Source organism: Marinobacterium sp. xm-a-152, from assembly GCF_013282965.1.
Lineage (GTDB): Bacteria > Pseudomonadota > Gammaproteobacteria > Pseudomonadales > Balneatricaceae > Marinobacterium_E.
Genome location: NZ_WBYI01000003.1, coordinates 233,172 through 252,985, shown reverse-complemented (window position 1 = coordinate 252,985; position 19,814 = coordinate 233,172). Strand labels below are relative to the sequence as shown.

The 19,814-nt window shown below is 49.6% G+C and carries 16 protein-coding genes; 8 read left to right on the top strand and 8 right to left on the bottom strand.

Going from position 1 to position 19,814, the window contains the following annotated elements; genetic code table 11:
* Positions 1–3: 3 nt before the first annotated feature.
* On the bottom strand, positions 4–1,836 hold the full coding sequence (ilvD, locus tag XMA152_RS04320; protein ID WP_173480029.1) for a dihydroxy-acid dehydratase: 1,833 nt from the start codon (positions 1,834–1,836) through the stop codon (positions 4–6).
* Positions 1,837–2,024: 188 nt separating this feature from the next.
* Here ilvD and XMA152_RS04315 point away from each other — a divergent pair, with 188 nt between their 5' ends.
* The 3 genes from XMA152_RS04315 to XMA152_RS04305 are packed head-to-tail and all read left to right on the top strand — an operon-like array spanning position 2,025 to position 4,568.
* Positions 2,025–2,519 carry a PepSY domain-containing protein gene (locus XMA152_RS04315; RefSeq protein ID WP_173482817.1) on the top strand — a complete coding sequence of 165 codons (495 nt, stop codon included), beginning with the start codon at positions 2,025–2,027 and terminating at the stop codon, positions 2,517–2,519.
* On the top strand, positions 2,516–3,196 hold the full coding sequence (locus tag XMA152_RS04310) for a response regulator transcription factor (protein ID WP_173480031.1): 681 nt from the start codon (positions 2,516–2,518) through the stop codon (positions 3,194–3,196). The genes XMA152_RS04315 and XMA152_RS04310 overlap by 4 nt, the downstream gene beginning before the upstream one ends.
* Positions 3,174–4,568: an ATP-binding protein gene (locus XMA152_RS04305; protein ID WP_254448270.1), complete on the top strand. Its 1,395-nt coding sequence runs from the start codon at positions 3,174–3,176 to the stop codon at positions 4,566–4,568. The genes XMA152_RS04310 and XMA152_RS04305 overlap by 23 nt, the downstream gene beginning before the upstream one ends.
* Here the strand turns inward: XMA152_RS04305 and argA are convergent, their stop codons facing one another.
* The gene (argA, locus tag XMA152_RS04300) at positions 4,569–5,906 is read right to left on the bottom strand and encodes an amino-acid N-acetyltransferase (RefSeq protein WP_173482816.1); all 1,338 of its coding nucleotides are present in this window, start codon (positions 5,904–5,906) and stop codon (positions 4,569–4,571) included. It lies immediately after the preceding gene.
* Positions 5,907–5,908: 2 nt separating this feature from the next.
* Positions 5,909–7,063 carry an acetylornithine deacetylase gene (gene argE / locus XMA152_RS04295; RefSeq protein ID WP_173480033.1) on the bottom strand — a complete coding sequence of 385 codons (1,155 nt, stop codon included), beginning with the start codon at positions 7,061–7,063 and terminating at the stop codon, positions 5,909–5,911.
* A 119-nt stretch (positions 7,064–7,182) separates the two neighbouring features.
* Between argE and XMA152_RS04290 the strand changes: the two genes are divergently transcribed.
* On the top strand, positions 7,183–8,199 hold the full coding sequence (locus XMA152_RS04290) for a CYTH domain-containing protein (protein WP_173480034.1): 1,017 nt from the start codon (positions 7,183–7,185) through the stop codon (positions 8,197–8,199).
* Positions 8,192–9,151: an asparaginase gene (locus XMA152_RS04285; protein WP_173482815.1), complete on the top strand. Its 960-nt coding sequence runs from the start codon at positions 8,192–8,194 to the stop codon at positions 9,149–9,151. Before XMA152_RS04290 ends, XMA152_RS04285 begins: the two co-directional genes overlap by 8 nt.
* 39 nt (positions 9,152–9,190) lie before the next feature.
* On the opposite strand, the gene XMA152_RS04280 is transcribed toward XMA152_RS04285, so the two are convergent.
* The 4 genes from XMA152_RS04280 to XMA152_RS04265 form a co-directional block, all read right to left on the bottom strand.
* On the bottom strand, positions 9,191–9,955 hold the full coding sequence (locus XMA152_RS04280; protein ID WP_173480036.1) for an amino acid ABC transporter ATP-binding protein: 765 nt from the start codon (positions 9,953–9,955) through the stop codon (positions 9,191–9,193).
* 2 nt (positions 9,956–9,957) lie between these two features.
* A complete protein-coding gene (locus XMA152_RS04275) occupies positions 9,958–11,058 on the bottom strand; it encodes an amino acid ABC transporter permease (protein WP_173482814.1) in 1,101 nt (366 codons plus the stop codon).
* 9 nt (positions 11,059–11,067) lie between these two features.
* Entirely contained in the window at positions 11,068–12,288 is a 1,221-nt protein-coding gene (locus XMA152_RS04270; protein ID WP_173480038.1) for an amino acid ABC transporter permease, read from the bottom strand.
* 74 nt (positions 12,289–12,362) lie between these two features.
* Complete coding sequence (locus XMA152_RS04265; protein ID WP_173480039.1) at positions 12,363–13,379, bottom strand: amino acid ABC transporter substrate-binding protein; 1,017 nt, start codon at positions 13,377–13,379, stop codon at positions 12,363–12,365.
* 335 nt (positions 13,380–13,714) lie between these two features.
* Between XMA152_RS04265 and glnE the strand changes: the two genes are divergently transcribed.
* The gene (glnE, locus tag XMA152_RS04260) at positions 13,715–16,570 is read left to right on the top strand and encodes a bifunctional [glutamate--ammonia ligase]-adenylyl-L-tyrosine phosphorylase/[glutamate--ammonia-ligase] adenylyltransferase (protein ID WP_173482813.1); all 2,856 of its coding nucleotides are present in this window, start codon (positions 13,715–13,717) and stop codon (positions 16,568–16,570) included.
* A gap of 36 nt (positions 16,571–16,606) precedes the next feature.
* Here the strand turns inward: glnE and XMA152_RS04255 are convergent, their stop codons facing one another.
* Positions 16,607–17,662, bottom strand: a complete 1,056-nt coding sequence (locus XMA152_RS04255) for a branched-chain amino acid aminotransferase (protein WP_371813280.1) — start codon at positions 17,660–17,662, stop codon at positions 16,607–16,609.
* A gap of 111 nt (positions 17,663–17,773) precedes the next feature.
* On the opposite strand from XMA152_RS04255, the gene XMA152_RS04250 reads away from it, so the two are divergent.
* Entirely contained in the window at positions 17,774–18,622 is an 849-nt protein-coding gene (locus XMA152_RS04250) for an ELM1/GtrOC1 family putative glycosyltransferase (RefSeq protein ID WP_173482811.1), read from the top strand.
* Positions 18,619–19,713 carry a glycosyltransferase family 4 protein gene (locus tag XMA152_RS04245; protein ID WP_217363993.1) on the top strand — a complete coding sequence of 365 codons (1,095 nt, stop codon included), beginning with the start codon at positions 18,619–18,621 and terminating at the stop codon, positions 19,711–19,713. The genes XMA152_RS04250 and XMA152_RS04245 overlap by 4 nt, the downstream gene beginning before the upstream one ends.
* Positions 19,714–19,814: the final 101 nt, after the last annotated feature.

Here is a 19,814-nt window from a genome sequence, read left to right as displayed (position 1 = left end):
AGATCAGTCCAGCTGACTAAGATCGCGAACGGCACCCTTATCCGCTGCCGTAACAAGCTTCGCGTAGGCTTTTAGCGCTGCAGAGACTTTACGAGGACGCTCTTTAGCAGGCTTCCATCCCGCTGCATCTTGCGCTGCGCGACGAGTCGCTAGCTCTTCATCGCTGACAAGCACGTCGATGGTGCGATTTGGAATGTCGATACGAATTATATCGCCATCTCGAACAAGACCGATGTTACCGCCACCAGCAGCTTCTGGTGAGACGTGACCGATCGATAGGCCTGAAGTACCACCCGAGAAACGACCATCAGTAAGAAGAGCACAGGCTTTACCTAGACCCTTAGACTTGATGTATGACGTTGGGTAGAGCATCTCTTGCATGCCTGGGCCACCCTTAGGACCTTCGTAACGAACAATGACAACGTCGCCCGCTTTGACCTGGTCGTTTAGGATATGATCAACCGCTTCGTCTTGAGATTCGGTGATGTGTGCGGGACCTTCAAACACAAGGATCGAGTCATCAACACCGGCTGTTTTCACAACACAACCATCTTGAGCTAGGTTGCCGAACAGTACAGCTAGGCCACCCTCTTGAGAGAAAGCGTGCTCTACTGAACGGATACAACCCTCGGCGCGATCCCCATCAAGAGATGGCCAGCGCGTCGATTGAGAGAAGGCTTGTTGAGTTGGAATACCGGCAGGACCCGCTTTGTAGAACTCAACGACTTCCGGTGTTGGATTGCGCATGATGTCCCATTTGTCGAGCACTTCAGCCATATCTTTACCAGCTACGCTTGGAACGTCGGTGTGTAATTTGCCGCCACGATCGAGCTCACCCAAAATGGCCATGATGCCACCCGCACGGTGTACATCTTCAATGTGGTATTTAGGTGTATTTGGCGCCACTTTACAGAGCTGTGGGACGACGCGTGAAAGACGATCGATGTCAGCCAATGTGAAGTCGATCTCTGCCTCTTGAGCAATCGCTAGAAGGTGAAGAATGGTATTGGTAGAACCGCCCATTGCGATATCCAGCGTGATCGCGTTTTCAAAGGCTTTGAATCCAACGCTACGAGGTAGAACGCGTTCGTTGTCATTCTCGTAGTAGTCCTTTGCCATCTCAACGATGCGGCGGCCTGCCTCTAGGAAGAGGTTTTCACGGTCAGCGTGGGTTGCCACGACCGTACCGTTACCTGGTAGAGCAAGACCTAAAGCTTCTGCCAAACAGTTCATCGAGTTGGCCGTAAACATACCAGAACAAGAACCACAGGTTGGACAGGCTGAGCGCTCAACGGCGTCTACTGTCTCATCGGAAGCCGTTGGATCGGCTGCCAGTACCATTGCATCGACTAGATCGAGTTTGTGCTCTGCTAGTTTTGTCTTGCCGGCTTCCATTGGGCCGCCGGTGACGAAGATAACAGGGATGTTCAGGCGCATAGAGGCCATCAACATTCCCGGTGTGATCTTGTCACAGTTAGAGATGCAGACAATGGCATCGGCACAGTGTGCGTTCACCATGTACTCCACTGAGTCGGCGATGATGTCACGGCTAGGTAGAGAGTAGAGCATACCGTCGTGGCCCATCGCGATGCCGTCATCGACGGCAATGGTGTTGAACTCTTTTGCAACACCGCCCGCACGTTCGATCTCACGTGCGACTAGCTGCCCCATGTCTTTTAGGTGAACGTGGCCGGGAACGAACTGAGTAAATGAGTTGGCTACGGCAATGATCGGTTTGTGAAAGTCATCATCTTTCATGCCAGTTGCACGCCAAAGCGCGCGGGCACCAGCCATATTGCGGCCAGCGGTGGATGTTTTTGAACGGTACTGTGGCATCGTCTTCTCTCTTTTGATTACGCCAAAAAATTATCCTCTCAGTATATCAGATTGAACGAAATGATCAGCTTAAAGACTTGTTCGCAGGTTCCTTATTCTGAGTAGGGTTTTTTACCGATTCAGACTCAATTAATATGTGCTGAGTTATTCTAATAATCATTGTTTTATCCTCGTGTTTGGAGGAGTGTTTGAAACACTTATTTTTGTTGATGTTGAGCCCCGTGTTTTTGGGGTTTTCTGTTGCTAGTGCCGCTGATAAAGAGGCCGTGGCCGATGCGGTTACTGCTGTTGTTGAAGCAGATGTTACCTCGCCTGAAGCCGTGCCAAATCCTGACGGTGTCATTGATCCTGTTGTCACCCCTGAATCGACCAGTGCCGCTGAAGTGAGCGTGGCTGATGTGCAATTGCCCTTTGATCTTAAGGCTGCAGCTGATCTGGCCATCGACACATTCGGTGGCGAAGTGGTGAAAGCGGAAGAGACACCGGACGAAGCTGGACTGCTTCTCTTCACTATACGTATCGTTAACGAAGGGCGTGTTAAAGACGTAGTTATTGATGCAGCTAATGGTGACATTATTAAGCCTCTTGAAGAGCCGCTTGCTGCAGAAGCTGAATCGGATACGGTAACCGAGGATGTTCCTGTAAGCGAGAAAGCTCCTTTAAGTGAGGAGGCTGCACAGTGAAAATACTCGTCGTTGAGGACGATCCGGATCTACGTCGTCAGCTAGTCAGCGGTCTATCGGGTCGTGCTTATACTGTAGAAGATTGCGGTGATGGTAACGAAGCGCTCTACCAGGGCAGTGAGTTTGAATACGATCTTGCGATTGTCGATATTGGCCTACCCGGCATGTCAGGCCTTGATGTTATTCGAGGCTGGCGTAAAGCGCAGAGACAGTTCCCTATTTTGATTCTTACTGCACGCGGTGATTGGCAGGATAAGGTAGAGGGGTTAGAAGCGGGCGCTGACGATTACCTTGTTAAACCTTTCCACATGGAAGAGCTGAATGCGCGCGTGAATGCACTGCTTCGCCGTGCTGCAGGTCATGCCTCCCCGCAGATGACCTTTGGCCCCATTACTTTGGATACGGTCGCACGTGCCGTATTTGTTAATGGCTCAGAAATTAAACTGACCAGCTATGAGTACCGCACATTGGAATACCTAATGGTGCACGCTGGTAAGACAATCTCTAAAGCTGAGTTGACTGAGCATCTCTACCATCAAGATTACGATCGCGACTCCAATGTGTTGGAAGTGTTTGTTCGTCGTCTTCGTCAAAAACTGGATCCTGATCAGACCTTGCATCCGATCATGACCGTCCGAGGTCTAGGCTATCGTTTTGCTCTGGAAGCCTCTGAATAAGTTCTTTTCGGGCATCAAATGGGTGCCCGGATCTCTGCAGACTCGACTCCTTTGGGCGTCGATTGTGCTGCTCCCTATTCTGATTATTTTCGCCGGTGCAGCACTGCAGAACGCCTACGAGAGCAGTCTGTTTGCATCGGAGCGCTCCCAAGCGCAACTGCAAACCTATGGTATTTTGGGGTCCGCTGATCTGGTGGAGGGGGAGCTCGTCCTACCACGCCGCCTTCAAGAGCCGCGTTTCAGTCAGGTCCAATCTGGATTATCAGGGCTGGTGTTCGATGCTCAAGGTCTATTGCGTTGGCAGTCTGAGTCGAGTGCACTGCTCGAAGAGCAGTTTCTCATGCAGGTTTCAACCATCCAGCCGGAGCCGGGCAGTAGTCGATTTCAGCACTTAAAAGATCAAGGATTCTACCTCTACGTCTACCCACTGGTTTGGGAGATTGAAGAGAAGGAGTTTCGTTACACCATCGCGATAGTGAGTTCAGATGCGGCCGCGATGGAAGAGCTGCTCGCCTTCCAACGCCAGTTGTGGGGTTGGTTATTAGCGGTCTACTTGCTGGCTCTTTTGCTGCAGTTCTTTATTCTTCGTTGGGGTCTGAAACCCTTGGATGATCTTGCTGACGACCTCTCTATGATTGAGCAGGGTGATGCGGAGAAGCTTGAAGGTGTCTATCCCTATGAGGTGGAGCGTATTACCAAGAACTTGAACCGCCTGATCGAATCCGAGCGCTCGCAACGAGAGCGCTACCGCAACACCCTAGGCGACCTTGCACACAGTCTTAAAACACCACTGGCAGTGATTCGTGGTGCCGGAGAAGAGCAACACTCGCAATCGAGCTATAAACGCTTGGTTGAAGAGCAGAGTGATCGCATGACTCAGATTGTGCAGTATCAATTGAGCCGTGCGGTGAAGTCTAAAGAGCAGGCTATGACAGGCGCCACCAGCTTGCTGCTGTCGGTCGATCGTATTGTTAATGCACTTGGCCGGGTCTATGCCGCAAAAGAGATCGATGTCGAGCGTGAAGGGTTAAATCATTTCTTCGCGGGTGATGAACGAGATCTGATGGAGATGCTGGGTAATCTGATTGAGAATGCCTTTAAGTATTGTGATCATCAGGTTCGTCTCTCTGCGACGCAAGAGCAGCAGTGGTTAGAGATTGTTATAGAGAATGATGGCCAAGCTATCTCGACAGAGGAACATCAGGTTGTCATTGGACGAGGTGCTCGTCTCGACACCTCTCGACCTGGTCAGGGCATAGGTTTAGCCGTTGTGACGGATATTGTCAGCAGTTACAACGGGGGTATCGAAATAGCGCAGTCGGAGCTTGGCGGAGCCCAGATTAGACTCCGCCTTCCGGCTGGTGAGGAGTGATTACTCCAAGATTTTAAAGAAGACTTTTGAGTTTCTTTGAAAGTTATAGAGCGCCTGACGTTCAGTGGGTAGTGCGCTTAAATCGCGCTCTACAAAGCCTCTCTCCAAGAACCAGTGTGCGGTTCTTGTTGTCAGTACAAACAACTCTTTCAGGCCAATGGCTTTAGCTCGCTCAGTAATGTGCTCAAGCAGACTATCACCACGTTCACCACCACGATACTCATCACTGACCGCTATTCCGGCAAGCTCACCAACGCCCTCTGCATGGAAGGGGTAGAGCGCGGCACAGCCAATGATCGCATTATCTCGTTCAATGACAGAGAAGCGCTCAATTTCAGATTCGAGCAGCTCTCTAGAGCGGCGCACCAACACACCGGCCTGCTCTAGAGGGGCGATAAGATCAATCAGACCGCCGACATCATCGATGCTCGCTTCCCTGACCTGCTCATAGGAGTGGCGGCTGACCATCGTGCCGTAACCATCCCGGGTGAACAACTCCGTTAGCAGTGCACCATCTTCTTGGTAGCTCACTAGGTGACAACGTGGCACGCCACGCTCACAAGCATCGGCCGCGGCACCAAGCAGACAAGCGATCTCGGAGTGTGGTTGAGTCGGGTCATCAATATTCGCTAAATAGTGCGAAACCAGACGTTTAGCCGTCGACGCGAGCAGTTCACTGCGTAACTCGCCTTGGCTATCACGTATACCCTGCTGTGCGCCAAACAGCACAAGTTTGTCGGCGTTCAATGCTGTCGCTACATTCACTGCGACCTCCTCAACCGATAGGTTGAAGATCTCTCCAGTCGGTGAGTAACCCAGGTTGGTCACCAGCACTATGTTCTCTAGGGCTAACTGCTGCTGAATCGCTTCACTGTCGACGCGACGCAGCTCGCCGGTTAATCCCATGTCCACGCCATCAAGAACACCCAGCGGTTTAGCCATAACAAAGTTGCCACTAACAACACGTATTTTGGCGCCGTGCATCGGTGTGTTGGCAAGGCTCATAGAGAGGCGTGCTTCAAATTCGGTTCTGACATTGGCCACGGCATCAATGACATCACCCATTAGGTCGGGTGAGGTAATACGCTGATCGTGGTGCAGTCTAACCTCTTTGCCGGCAGCTTGAAGGCGTTGATCAATTTGTGGGCGCGCACCGTGCACCAGAACGAGCTTAACACCTAAGCCATTCAGCAGCGCAATGTCATGAATAATGTTAGCAAAGTTGTCGCTGGCAACGGCTTCACCCGTCAGCATCATCACCATCGTTTTATCACGATGATGGTGGATGTAGGGTGATGAGTGCCTAAACCACTTCACATAGTTCGATGAGCTATCCATCGTTAACAGCCTTTCACACAGTATTGATTGATTAGATTATGCAACAGATCGAGGGTTGGAGCGAATTGATCCAGCGCTAAGAACTCATCTGGCTGGTGAGCCTGATCAATCGACCCAGGTCCGAGTACCAGTGTCTGCATCCCCATCTGCTGCAGGAAGGGCGCCTCTGTGCCAAATGCGACCGCTTCCGCTTTGTGTCCAGTGAGTCGTTCGACACATGCCACAAATTCGCTTTCGCTCTGTTCAAACGGAGGGATGCCGGGGAATAGTGAGCGAACACTCAGATCCACTCTGTGCTTCTGCTCTATCGGCTTGAGCCGATCGCTGATTAGGTTTCGCAGTCCATCCATCGACATGCCAGGTAGCGGGCGAAGGTCAAACTCCAACTCACACTGCCCACAGATCCGATTGGGATTATCACCACCGTGGATACAGCCCAAATTCATGGTCGGGACGTCGATTCTAAAGTTTGAGTTCTGATACTTAGACTGAAGCTCGCTGCGTATTGTGAGCAGCTCATTCATCACACCACTCATCGCCTCTAGCGCATTGGCCCCAAGCGATGGATCGGATGAGTGACCCGCTTGCCCCTCAATGCGAACCGCTTCCATCATCATGCCTTTATGCATTCTGATCGGTTTCAGGCTGGTCGGCTCGCCGATCAACGCAGCACGTGCTTTGGGTTTGCCCGCATCGACCAAGGCTCTTGCCCCAGACATCGAGGACTCCTCATCGGCTGTTGCGAGAATGATCAGCGGTGCTTGTAAGGGTGTATCTTTGTATTGCTTGGCGGCTTCAATCGCCAGTGCTAAAAAGCCTTTCATGTCACAGGTGCCCAGCCCATACAGTTTTTGATCACGCTCTTCGACTTTAAAAGGGTCTGATTTCCACAGCTCTGGATCACAGGGCACAGTATCGGTATGGCCAGAGAGAACGAGACCGCCAGGTCCTGTGCCCAAGGTTGCTATTAGATTGGCTTTGCCTGGGTTGTTGGGAACCGGCATCACCTCACATTGAAACCCTAGCGATTCACACCAGCTGTGCAGTAACTCAATGACGCCGAGGTTTGAGTGATCCCATTTCGGTGTGGTTGAGCTGATAGAGGGCACAGCTATCAGTGAACTGATCATCTCTATCGGCTTGGGTGGCATGGGCATGGTCGGCTCTCCATAAATATTTCATCTGACTTTATCCTGTTCCAGTGCGTTGGTCACTGATTCAGAGCTCAAAACTCTTGTACAATGGCTTAAACATCCGCGTTATTGAGAATGGAATCATGTCCAAAGAGCTTGAGTTAAAGTTAGGTTGCCTTCCGACTGTGGCAGCACAGGTCTGCGCACTGCCGTTTTTAAGTGACTTACCCAGTGAATCAAAGCTCCTTCTCAATCTCTACTACGATACGCCGGATGAGTCTTTGAAACGGATGAAAATGGCGCTGCGCATTCGTAAATCTGGCGATCAGTGGCTGCAGACTTTGAAAACGACTGGGATAACCGATGCATCGGGGCTCTCCACTCGTGGTGAATATGAGTGGGTGATCGATGGGCCCAATCTCAAGTTGGATCTTCTAAAGGAGTTGCTGCCCGCCGATCTCGACAGTGACAGCCTCTACCCTGTCTTTTCAACCAACTTTAAGCGCACAACTTGGCTCTATCAACGCGAACAGACGCAGATCGAGATCGCTTGTGATCAGGGTGAAGTACGAACCGGTAATCGTATTGAGCCGATCTCTGAAGTGGAGTTAGAGCTAAAACAGGGCGATGCCAGTGCTCTGTTTGATCTTGCTGAACAATTGACTCGATTGAGCCCACTGTGGATTGGTCAGCGTAGCAAGGCGCAGCGTGGCTGGGAGCTACGATTCGAGCACCCTCCTGCCCCAGAGTTGCCATCGCTTATCATGGAGCGTGGCGATTTGGCTGAGCGTGTTGAGCGCCTCTCGGCCATGACCATCTGTTGGCAGCGCTGTTATGAATTGATTCCAATCACTCTCGCACCAACGGTCATTACCACCCTCTGTTCTGCCCTGGAACAACAGATTGCACTGTTGCGACAGTTAAGTGATTTAGAAGCCTCTGCAGGGCTGCTGAAGGAGTACGAAGCACTGCTTACTCGAGTCATGCCTCTTTATGATTTGGCCTATTTCAGCGGCTCCACTCCAACCTTTTATAAGACCATTCAAGAGAGATCACGATCGATCTCTGCTGATCTTTTGAATGATCCTTCAATCGGTCAGTTAGCGCTCAGAACGGCTCACTTCATTCGTGAAACGACTCAAGGAGCGGGTGATGAATAAGGTTCTGATCATTAATACCGGTGGCACCTTTGGTATGGTGCTAGGTGAAGCCGGGCTGGCGCCCGCTGCCGATCTTGAATTACGGCTGCGAGAACAGGTACCAGAGTTGGCGCACTATTCATTTGATCTCGTCGACCTGCTTCCCCTCATCGACAGTTCCGATCTTCGTTTAAATGATTGGACGCGCATCTGCGAAACGATCCTATCTGAACAGCATCACTATGCCGGCTTTATTGTGATTCATGGCACGGATACCTTAGCGTACACCGCATCGGCGTTAAGCTTTGCGCTGCTGGGTTTGAGTCAGCCTGTTGTGGTGACGGGATCTCAGTACCCCTTAGGTGTTGAGGGCAGTGATGCGCCAACTAACCTGTTGGATTCGCTTAGCTATCTGGCCCAGCCTGATGTTGAAGGCGTTCGTGTCTGTTTTGGCGGACTTAATCTTCAGGCAAACCGCGTTCGAAAAGTGGATGCTCAGGACTATGTCGCTTTTGAGATGCCAAACGGTGAGATCTCATCTATCCATGAAGCTGCGGTTCCAGAAGTGCTGGGCTACCAAGAGGGCGCAGTCGCGACCCTTTTGATCTACCCCGGAATGTCTGCCGCTATCATGGATGGGCTTCTGACGGATGATCGCCTGCGAGTTGTTGTGTTGTTGAGCTTTGGCAGTGGCAATATTCCAACGACCAGCAGTGACTTTGGCGATGCACTAAGGCGTGCTCATGAGAAAGGTGTGCTGTTGGTCAACATGACCCAGTGTCTGAAAGGTCGAGTCATTCCAGGGGCTTATGAGACCGGAGCTTTGTTAGCAGAGTTGGGCGCATTGCCGGGCTTTGATATGACACCTGAAGCGGCCTTTGCCAAGCTGCACTATCTGCTTGCAAAGGGCTTAGACAAAAAAGCGGTTGAGGCCCAATGGCAACAACCGCTTTGTGGAGAGCTTCAGCCCTGAGAAGAGCTTTAGCCTTCATTGAGGGGTGAAGGCTCTGTATTAGTGCCCCAGAATCTGACTTAGGAAGAGTTTAGTACGCTCGTTCTGTGGATTGTTAAAGAACTCGTTGGGTTCATTCTCTTCCACAATTTGTCCTGCATCCATGAAGATGACACGGTCAGCAACTTTCTTAGCGAAGCCCATCTCGTGTGTCACACACAACATGGTCATACCCTCTTCAGCGAGCTCAACCATGACGTCGAGTACCTCTTTGATCATCTCAGGATCGAGAGCTGACGTCGGCTCATCAAACAGCATGATGTTCGGGTTCATACAGAGGGAGCGCGCAATCGCGACACGCTGCTGCTGACCACCCGATAGCTGGCCTGGGTACTTATCAGCCTGATCAGGAATCTTAACGCGCTCTAGGTACTTCATTGCGATCTCTTCAGCTTCCGCTTTTGGCTTCTTCTGAACCCAGATCGGGCCTAGTGTAAGGTTTTCCAAAATGGTTAGGTGCGGGAATAGGTTGAAGTGCTGGAACACCATACCCACGTCGCGGCGGATCTTCTCGATATTCTTAACATCTTCAATCATCTCGACACCGTCAACCACTAGAGATCCCTCTTGGAACTCCTCCAGGCGGTTGATACAGCGAATGGTGGTCGATTTGCCTGAGCCCGACGGGCCACAGATAACGATACGCTCACCTTTTTTAACACGCAGATTGATATCACGTAGTACATGGAAATTACCGTACCACTTGTTTAGGTTCTCAATAACGATGACATCTTGAGAGTCTGCTGCTGAGTTAGTTGCGGTCATGATTAGTCTCTCTTATCAGTATTCATTTGACGTTCGATGCGGCGAGCAAGCACCGACATGCTGAAACAGCTTCCCCAGAACACGAGGAAGACGAATAGGTAACCTTCAAGCGCATGGCCACCTAGCCAGTAGGAGTTAGACAGAGCTGTCTGTAGTGTTTGAACGACTTCTGGGATGCCGATGATCAACAAGAAGGTTGTGTTCTTAAACAGCATGACAAAGGTAGCCAGAATGTTCGGCATCGACACTTTGATAACCTGCGGCAAGATGATCAACAGGATCTTCTGCCAGTAGCTAAGGCCGATCGAATCTGCCGCTTCGTATTGACCCGACGGGACAGCTTGGAAACCACCACGGAACACTTCTGCCATGTAACCTGACATGAAGAAGATCAATACCAACCAGACACGAATCAACTTATCGACGTTCGTTCCTTCTGCAAAGAAGAGTGGCAGCATGACTGAGCCCATGAAGAAGAGCGACAGTACCGGAACACCACGGAAGAACTCGATAAAGATAACTGAAACAGATCGGATAAATGGCATCTCTGAGCGACGACCCAAAGCCCACAGGAAGCTGAATGGGAAGGCGACGATAATGCTGGCGGCTGCCATAAAGACGTTGAGCGTAAATCCGCCCCACAAATCAGTACTGACAACCTCTAGGCCTAACCAACGGCCATCTAGGATAGCGATACCCACAATCGGTAGTAGTAACCAAGAGGTGATGGAAGCTTTTAGGCGAATCGATTTTGGCAGTGTGAATGACGCCGCAATCACCATCACTAGTAAGACTAGGGTAAGGTTGATACGCCATACCTCTTCAACAGGGTAAGTCCCATAGAAGAATTGGTAAGACCAAGCGTTAATAAAGACCCAACAAGCCCCCTCTTTGACACAGGCATCTTCTGTGGTGCCGGTGAAATTTGCCGACCAAAAAGCCCAGTCAAAGATAAGTGGTAGGTAGTAAGCCAACAGTGCAATGACTGAAAGGGTTACGACCGAGTTCGGGATCGAAGAGAAAAGGTTGTCACGCAGCCAGGCTGTAAAACCGACGGTTTTAATCGGTGCCGGGCGGGCTGCAATAGGCTGAAATTCTTTCATTATGCTCTCCTATCGGCTCACCAACGCAACCGCGCTGTTAAATCGGTTCATGAGGAACGAGATCACCATATTGACCACAAAGTAGACGATAATGGTCATAAAGATGGTCTCAATCGCTTGTCCAGTCTGGTTAAGAGCGGTGCCGACAAATACGTTGAATAGATCGGGATAACCGACCGCCGCCGCTAGCGTAGAGTTCTTCACCAGTGACTGATACTCGGAGTTCAGTAGCGGCACAATGACACGCATTGCCTGAGGCACGATGATCAATGACATGATCTTGTTCTCACGCAAACCAATGCTGCGAGCCGCTTCTGTTTGACCGTGTGGAATCGATTGCACACCTGCACGCACGGCTTCGGCAATGAATGCACCAGTGTAGACCGACAGCGCAATGGCAAGCGACATCAGCTCTGGGATGACGGTAATACCACCGAAGTAGTTAAAGCCCTTTAGAGCTGGGTATTCAACGGTGAATGGAAAGCCCGTTAACGCTGCAACAATTAATGGAAATAGAATCACCATGGCGATGCTGGTCTTCAGCACAGGGAACTGTTGGCCGGTCAGCTCTTGACGTTTTTTGGCCCAGCGACGCAGTACAAAAATTCCTGCAACGGCAGCGCCTAAAGCGATCCAGACCAAAGATGATAGATCGCCGCCAATCAGTTTAGGTAGGTAGAGGCCGCGAACGTTGAGGAACACAGCTTCGCCTAAACTCAAGCTTTGGCGAGCGCCAGGCAGACTGGATAGAACGGCGAAGTACCAGAAGAACACCTGTAGCAGAAGCGGTACGTTTCGGAAGATTTCTACATAGACCAGAGCAATCTTACGAATCAACCAGTTATGCGAGAAGTGCGCCACACCAAAGATAAATCCAAGTAGCGTCGCGAAGAAGATACCGATGGCCGAGACCAAAAGGGTGTTTAAGAAACCGACAACAAATATTCGTCCGTAGGTGTCGGTCGACTCAAAGGAGATCAACGACATCAAGACATCATAGCCTGCAGCTGCGCCTAAGAAGTCGAAACCGGTTTTGATCCCCGTCGCTTCCATGTTGGCCAGCGTGTTGCCAATGATGGTGCCAAAGAAATAGAGCAACCCAGCGACCAGTGCGATCTGATAGAAGAAACCGCGGATGCGTGGGTTGTTATAAAAGGCGTTGGAGGTGGTTCCGGAGCTCGATTTACGGCTCGCTGACTTAACCTCTTCAATGGTTTTTTGTTTGAACATTGAATTAACCTAAAAATAGAGTGCTTTCACGCAGAAAGGGGCACTGTTGTGCCCCTTTTTAGATCGCTTCGGTTTTAGCGCATAGCTGGTGCGTATAGGATACCGCCATCACGCCAAGACGCGTTGATACCACGTGCTAGCTTAAGTGGTGAATCCATACCCACGTTACGCTCAAACGACTCTGAGTAGTTACCTACTTGAGTGATGATGTTGTAAGCCCAGTCAGCACTTAGACCTAGGTTAGCACCTAGTTCACCTTCAGCACCTAGTAGACGCTTGTTAGCTGGGTTGCCGTTCGCTTTCATGTCAGCTGCGTTTGCAGAAGTGACCTTCTGCTCTTCTGCTTCGATCATTGCGTTTAGAGACCACTTAACAATGTTGAACCACTGGTCATCGCCTTGACGAACTACTGGGCCTAGAGGCTCTTTAGAGATAACTTCGGGAAGAATCACTGCATTGCCTGGGTTAGCTAGACCGATACGAAGTGCCGCTAGCTGAGAACCGTCTGATGTTAGGAAGTCACAACGACCTGATTCGAAACCTTGACGAGTTTGGTCAGAGGTATCGAAAGTAACTGCTTTGTATGACATGCCGTTCTCACGGAAGTAGTCAGCGATTGCAAGCTCAGTAGAGGTACCCGCTTGGATACATGCGTTTGCACCGTCTAGCTCAGTTGCGCTTGATACGCCTAGGTCTTTCATGACCATGAATGACGCACCGTCGTAGTAGTTAGTACCAGCAAAGTTGATACCTAGTGATGTATCACGAGTGTGAGTCCAAGTCGTGTTACGAGATAGCATGTCGATTTCGCCAGACGCTAGCGCAGTGAAACGCTCTTTAGCGGTTAGCGGTTTGTATTGAACAGCTTCTGAATCGCCAAGTACTGCAGCTGCAACCGCACGACACATATCAACGTCGAGACCGCTCCATTTGCCGTTCTCATCTTTTTGAGAGAAGCCTGCAAGACCAGTAGATACACCACAAGTTAGGGTGCCACGGCTCTTAACATCGTCAAGAGTAGCTGCTTGAACTGCACCAGCAGTCATTGTTGCAGCAAGGATAGAAGCGGTTAGTAAAGCTTTCTTAGCCATTATGTAGATCCTCTTTTGAGTAGGTTGTTGTTCTTTTTCCACAGCAACTAGTGTGCCAACAATTTTCAGTGAGTCATTTTCATCGACATTCATCGTTAAAAATTGTCTGAAAGTTACGGTATAACGGGGTGTTTTGATCAAATAATCTTTAATACCCAACGCCAGCACTCTGCTTACTCGTTTAAGATTGTGTCATTCTGACTCAAAGGTCAATACTAAAGTAGGGCTTAAATTGAGCTTTTGCACAGTATTGGTGCAATTTGATTTAAGTCCTGTTCCTCTTATAACTGAACGCAGTATATTAGTCCTATTGGCAAGATTTCGGAGTGGTTTGAGTGACAGCGATATTGAATGACTACCTAGAAAAACAGCAGCAAAAGGTTTCAGCAGCAAGAGATCTGCTTGAATCAGATCACAATCGGTTGGCGGAGTTAGATCGAGTGCTATTGGGATCTGACTATGTTGCGGATCAGCTGCAGCGTCATCCCGAATTGATTGAGCAGTTAAACCTTGATGTTGGTGAGCTTCCAACAGGTGCTTTAACAGCGCAAGTGTTGGCGGCTGTTGAAGCTGTGGGGAGTGAAGAGGCACTGAGTGTTGCGCTGCGTCGCCTGCGTCGATTGGCCATGGTTAGAATTATTTGGCGCGACTTGAACCGATTGGCCGATCTAACAGAAACCACCCGGATGCTCTCCGAACTGGCCGATGCCACTACTGATGCAGCATTGAATTGGCTGCACCAAGATCTAGTCAAAGATCTGGGTGAGCCAATGGACTCTGATGGAAATTTGCAACGCATGGCCGTCATTGGAATGGGCAAATTGGGGGCACATGAGCTCAATCTCTCCTCGGATATCGACCTGATGTTTACCTTCCCCGCCAATGGCGAAACCCAAGGTGGCCGCCGTTCACTATCCAACCAAGAGTTCTTTACACGACTGGGTAAAAGATTGATTCGTGTTTTAGATGCCCCCACAGCCGAGGGCTTTGTATTCCGTGTCGATATGCGTCTGCGTCCGTTTGGATCTTCTGGTCCATTGGTTGCCAGTTTTGATGCCATGGAGCAGTACTACCAGACACAGGGGCGTGAGTGGGAGCGTTATGCGTTGATCAAAGCGCGTATCATCGCGGGTGATAAGGAAGCTGGCGCCCAGTTGATGCAGGATCTGCGCCCCTTTGTCTATCGTAAGTACATTGACTACAGCGCCTTTGAATCTTTGCGTGAAATGAAAGGGATGATTGAGCGTGAGAACCGTTTAAAGGGTCGTGAGAATAACGTTAAGTTGGGAGCCGGAGGTATTCGCGAGGTTGAGTTCATCGCTCAAGCCTTTCAGCTAATCCGCGGCGGGCGTGATACACGTTTGCAGCAACGAGAGTTGTGCAACATATTGCCACTTCTCCCAGAGGTAGTCGGCATTCCAGACGTGGTTGTGACAGAGCTAACCCATGCCTACGTCTTCCTGCGTAATGTGGAACATGCGATTCAGGCGCAAGCCGATAAGCAGACCCAAGAGCTACCAGCTGATGATCTCGGTATGCAGCGCCTTGCCTACTCCATGGGCTTTACGAGTCCAGAGGCACTTTTAACAGAGCTAAACGATCATCGACGTCGAGTCTCAAAGCACTTTGCAGATGTCATTGCGCCAGTGGATCAGGAAGACAATGCCGAGCAAACTGAGAGCGATGCGCATCTTACGGGCCTCTGGCATGAGGAGTTTGCTGATCAAGAAGCGCTGGCACACTATCTGACAGAACTGGGTTATAGCGAAACCGATCGAGCTGTGAAGGCACTGATATCGCTGCGTCAGTTAAGAACGGTACAGGCGTTGCAAAATGTCGGGCAGGAGCGTTTGTTGGATCTGCTGCCTCGTTTGCTCCGGGATCTGTCGGGCGTGGAAAACGCAGAAGAGACTTTGGAGCGGGTTTTGCAGCTGATTCAAGCTGTAGTGCGTCGTTCAGCCTATCTTCTTCTGCTAGCCGAAAACCCCAGTGCTCGAGCGCAGTTGGTAAAGCTCTGTTCAGCCAGTCCATGGTTTGCAGAGAAGCTAGCCCATCAACCGGTTCTTCTTGATGAGCTGATAGATGCATCATCACTGTTCAATCCACCGGATGCGCAAGCTTTATCCAATGAGTTGCGACAGCAGTTGATGCGAATACCAGAGGATGACATTGAGCAGTTGATGGAAGCGCTGCGTTACTTTAGAAATGCACATATTCTGCGAGTGGCTGCTGCGGATATAACAGGTGCTTTGCCTCTGATGAAAGTGAGTGATTACTTAACCTGGCTAGCGGAAGCGATTCTCCAGGCGGTTTTGCAGATCGCATGGCGTGATATGACAACTAAATATGGCACGCCGCAGAGATCGGCAGGCGTTCCATGCGATCAAGATTTTGTCATTATCGGCTTTGGTAAATTGGGGGGTATTGAACTCTCTTATGGATCGGATCTGGATCTGGTTTTTGTTCATGATGCGCCCAGTAACCTAATGACCATTGGCGGTAATAAAGAGATAGCCAATGACGTGTTCTTAACGCGTCTAGGTCAGCGCATCATTCATATATTGAATACCTTTACTACCTCGGGTCAGCTTTATGAGGTCGATATGCGTCTGCGACCCTCGGGCAATTCTGGACTCTTGGTCAGCTCCTTGAATGCCTTTGAGGCCTATCAACTGAACGAAGCCTGGACCTGGGAGCATCAGGCACTGGTGCGTGCCCGTGTAGTGGCAGGCTCGAGTCGGCTCAAAGCTGAATTCGAAGCGGTGCGTGCTAAAGTCCTATGTAAAGAGAGGGACGCTGAATCGCTACGTGAAGAGGTGATCGCAATGCGCCAGAAGATGCGTGATCACCTTGGCAGTGCAGAGGGTTCAGAAGCGTTCAATATCAAACAGGATGCGGGCGGTATTGTCGATATCGAGTTTGCCGTTCAGTACCTTGTGCTTAAATACGCTAAAGAGTCAGCTGCGCTTTATGAGTTCACTGATAATGTGCGCATTATTGAGGCTCTGGCAGATGCGGGTTATCTGGATCAAATCCAGGCTGAAGTGTTATGCGAGAGTTATAAAACCTACCGCGCATTAGGCCATCGCCAGACCCTACAAAACGCGAAAGGAGTGGTAACAAAAGATGCCCTGTCTGATATGCGAGAGGCTGTCTCTAACACCTGGAAAGCACTGTTAGAAATTGGATAATAAAAAAGGGGCTGATGCCCCTTTTTAGTTGAAAATTTACAGATGGGTTAACCAGCCGTGCGGGTCTTCGGCCTTACCCCACTGAATGTCATTCAATGCACGACGAAGCTTAACGGTCGTTGCACCGATTCCACCGTTGCCGACTTTGTACTCTTTATCTTTGTAGATCAGAGTACCTACAGGAGCCAGAACGGCAGCCGTACCCGACAAAGCCGCTTCACAACCTGGTTTTGCAGCACGTTCTAGAAGCTCGTCTACTGAAAGCTGGCGCTCTTGAACATCCATACCTAGATCACGGGCCAATGTCAGAATCGAGTCACGAGTGACACCGTGCAGGAAGCTCTCATCCAATGCTTTAGTGATGATCTGGTTGCCATCAATAAGCAAGAAATTCGCAGCGCCGGTCTCTTGAACGTCACCACCTGGGCAGAAGAGTACCTGATCCGCCTGGTATTGGGCTTTGGCATTTAAGATGGGCCCCATGGCTGCAGCGTAGTTACCACCGCTTTTGATCATGCCCATGTGCGGAGGGCAACGCATTGCTTCATCGTCGACCAGTAGGCGAAGTGCTTTATCGCCACCTGCGAAATAGTCACCTACAGGAGATAGAAGGATGTATTGGCATGAGGTAACCGATGGCACCGCCGCTTTACCAATTGCAGGCTCAGTTCCTATGTGTGTTGGGCGAATGTACATGGAACCCGGTGGTTCTGGTACATCTGCCGCGTACTGACGAACGATCGACTCGATCATCTGTTGCGTCTGCGCCTTATCAATCTCAGGTAAACCTAGAAGACGACTGCTCTGCGCAAAGCGTTCAATGTTCTTGTCCATACGGAAAATTTTGACTGAACCATCAGCATGGCGAAACGCCTTTAACCCTTCAAAGCAGGTGCTTGAGTAGTGCAGCACATGCGCGCCAGGGTGAAATGAGATGGAGTCACTAGCGACCACTTCAGTTGGGCTCCAGCTGTCGCCATCAAACCAAGTTATCGCCATCTCTGGCATAAAGAGAGAACCAAATGCTGCCATGAAAATCTTCCTAAAATTACAACTGTTCTGTTGAGTCGATACAGTGCGCCAAAATTTAATCGATCAATTGTAAGCCATAGAGGGAAAATTGGAATCGATATTTATTATTTTGAAGTGTGTTTAGGGCGGGAACTGTTTATCCTTAGGAATCTATATGCGAAAAGGTTTGTTGTGGCAGATATCTGGATCATCAGTGATGGAAAGCCCGGGCACATTAATCAGTCCCTTGGGCTAGTTGAAGCGTTGCTTGAGTTTAAACCGAATCTGACATTCAAAACCCTTCCACTGAAGGGTGTCAGTAGCGAACTGTTTGCTACAGATCGCCCCAAATTGATTATCAGTGCAGGCAGAGCCACTCACTTTTGGAATTGGGCGCTCACTGTTCGCTTTGGGGCGAAAAATGTCGTACTGATGCGCCCATCGCTCCCCTACAGCTTCTTTAATTTAGCTCTGGTCCCAGAGCATGATGCGCCCCCCGCTTTTGATCGTGTAGTGACTACCAAAGGAGCAATTAATCGAATGAAGCCGGCTGCAAAACAGCTAGGTAGTCGACTGGTGCTTCTAGGTGGGCCAAGCAAGCACGTGATCTGGGATGATGATCGCATTATTAAGCAGATCGACCAGTTAACTGAACCAGCCATTGGTTTATTGAGTGTAGCGACCTCTCGAAGAACCCCCAACGACCTATTACAACGGCTTAAATCGAAAGCGCGCATCAGATTAATTGAGCCTGATTCAGTTGATAGTGATTGGTTACCCACCACTTTAGCAACCACCGAACAGGTGATTGTCAGCTCAGACAGTGTCTCAATGGTCTACGAAGCATTAACCGCCGGGTGCACTGTTTCGCTGATACGTATAGAATCTACGCCTAATTCAAGAACGCAACAGGGCATCGACTCGTTGGTTGAGCAAGGCTTAGTGGGTGCTACAGCCGATCAAACACCGGCCAATCCAGTGTCGAATTTTCGAGAAGCAACCCGCTGCGCAGAGATTATTTTGGAGAGATTTCCCCTGTGAAAGTAGTTCAGGTACTTCCGGCATTAGAAGTCGGCGGAGTCGAACGCGGTACCATCGATATCGCAAAAGCATTAGTTGAAGCAGGGCACGAATCTATTGTTATTTCAGCTGGGGGGCGTTTAGTTGGTCAATTGGAGTCAGAGGGCTCGCGACATATCACATGGGATCTTGGCAAAAAATCGCTGTTAACATTTCTCAAGTTTTGGTCTTTCCGAAAATGGCTTCGTAAAGAGAAGCCTGACATTGTCCATGTTCGTTCCCGTATGCCAGCTTGGGTTGTCTGGCTAGCTTGGCGCGGTATGCCGAAAAATGATCGTCCTAAATTTATTACCACTTTGCACGGTATGCACTCGGTCAATTGGTACAGTGCCATAATGGCCAAGGGGGAACGTGTTATTTGTGTTTCCGAAACCTGCAAACAATATCTATTCGAAAATTATAAAGTTGACGACCCAGATAAAGTAACGGTTATCCATCGCGGTATTGATGAGGACTATTTTTACCGAGGCTTTAAGCCATCAGACGAGTGGAGTGAAAAGTTTTTTGGGGAACACCCAGAATGTATTAATAAAAAATTGATCTGTTTTCCAGGCCGAATCACTCGATGGAAAGGTCATCTTGAGCTAGTCAAAGTTGTTGAAGAGCTTGCCAAGCAGAGAACAGACTTCAAAGTATTGGTAGTAGGAAGTGATTCGAAAGGAAAGTTTTTGGCAGAAGTACAGTCTGCTATTAAAACTAAAGGTCTTGAGCAGTTTTTCGTATTTCTAGGCACACGCTCAGATATGCGAGAGTTATACGCTATTTCTGATGTGTCTTTATCGTTAACAACGACAACAGCGGAGTCGTTCGGTAGAGCTGTTGTAGAGAGCCTTGCGGTAGGCTCTCCAGTTGTTGGATTTTCACATGGAGCAGTTACAGAAACATTAGCTGCTATGTTTCCAGCAGGCTTAGTAGAAACTAATGATATTGACGGTGTGGTTAGGGTGATTCACAACACGCTTGATGAAGGTGCATCCATAGGAGAGTTATTCTTCAAATTAGATAAGATGAAAAGTGCTACTCTAGAGCTCTATCAGACCTTACTTAGATAATTAGAAGTTTATGAATAGCCCTTCAAGCTACTTTTGCCCTTTCTCGTTCTTCTTGGGTTAAATAACAGCTTTTATTTGCTTTGGAGTGCTGTCTGGTGTGT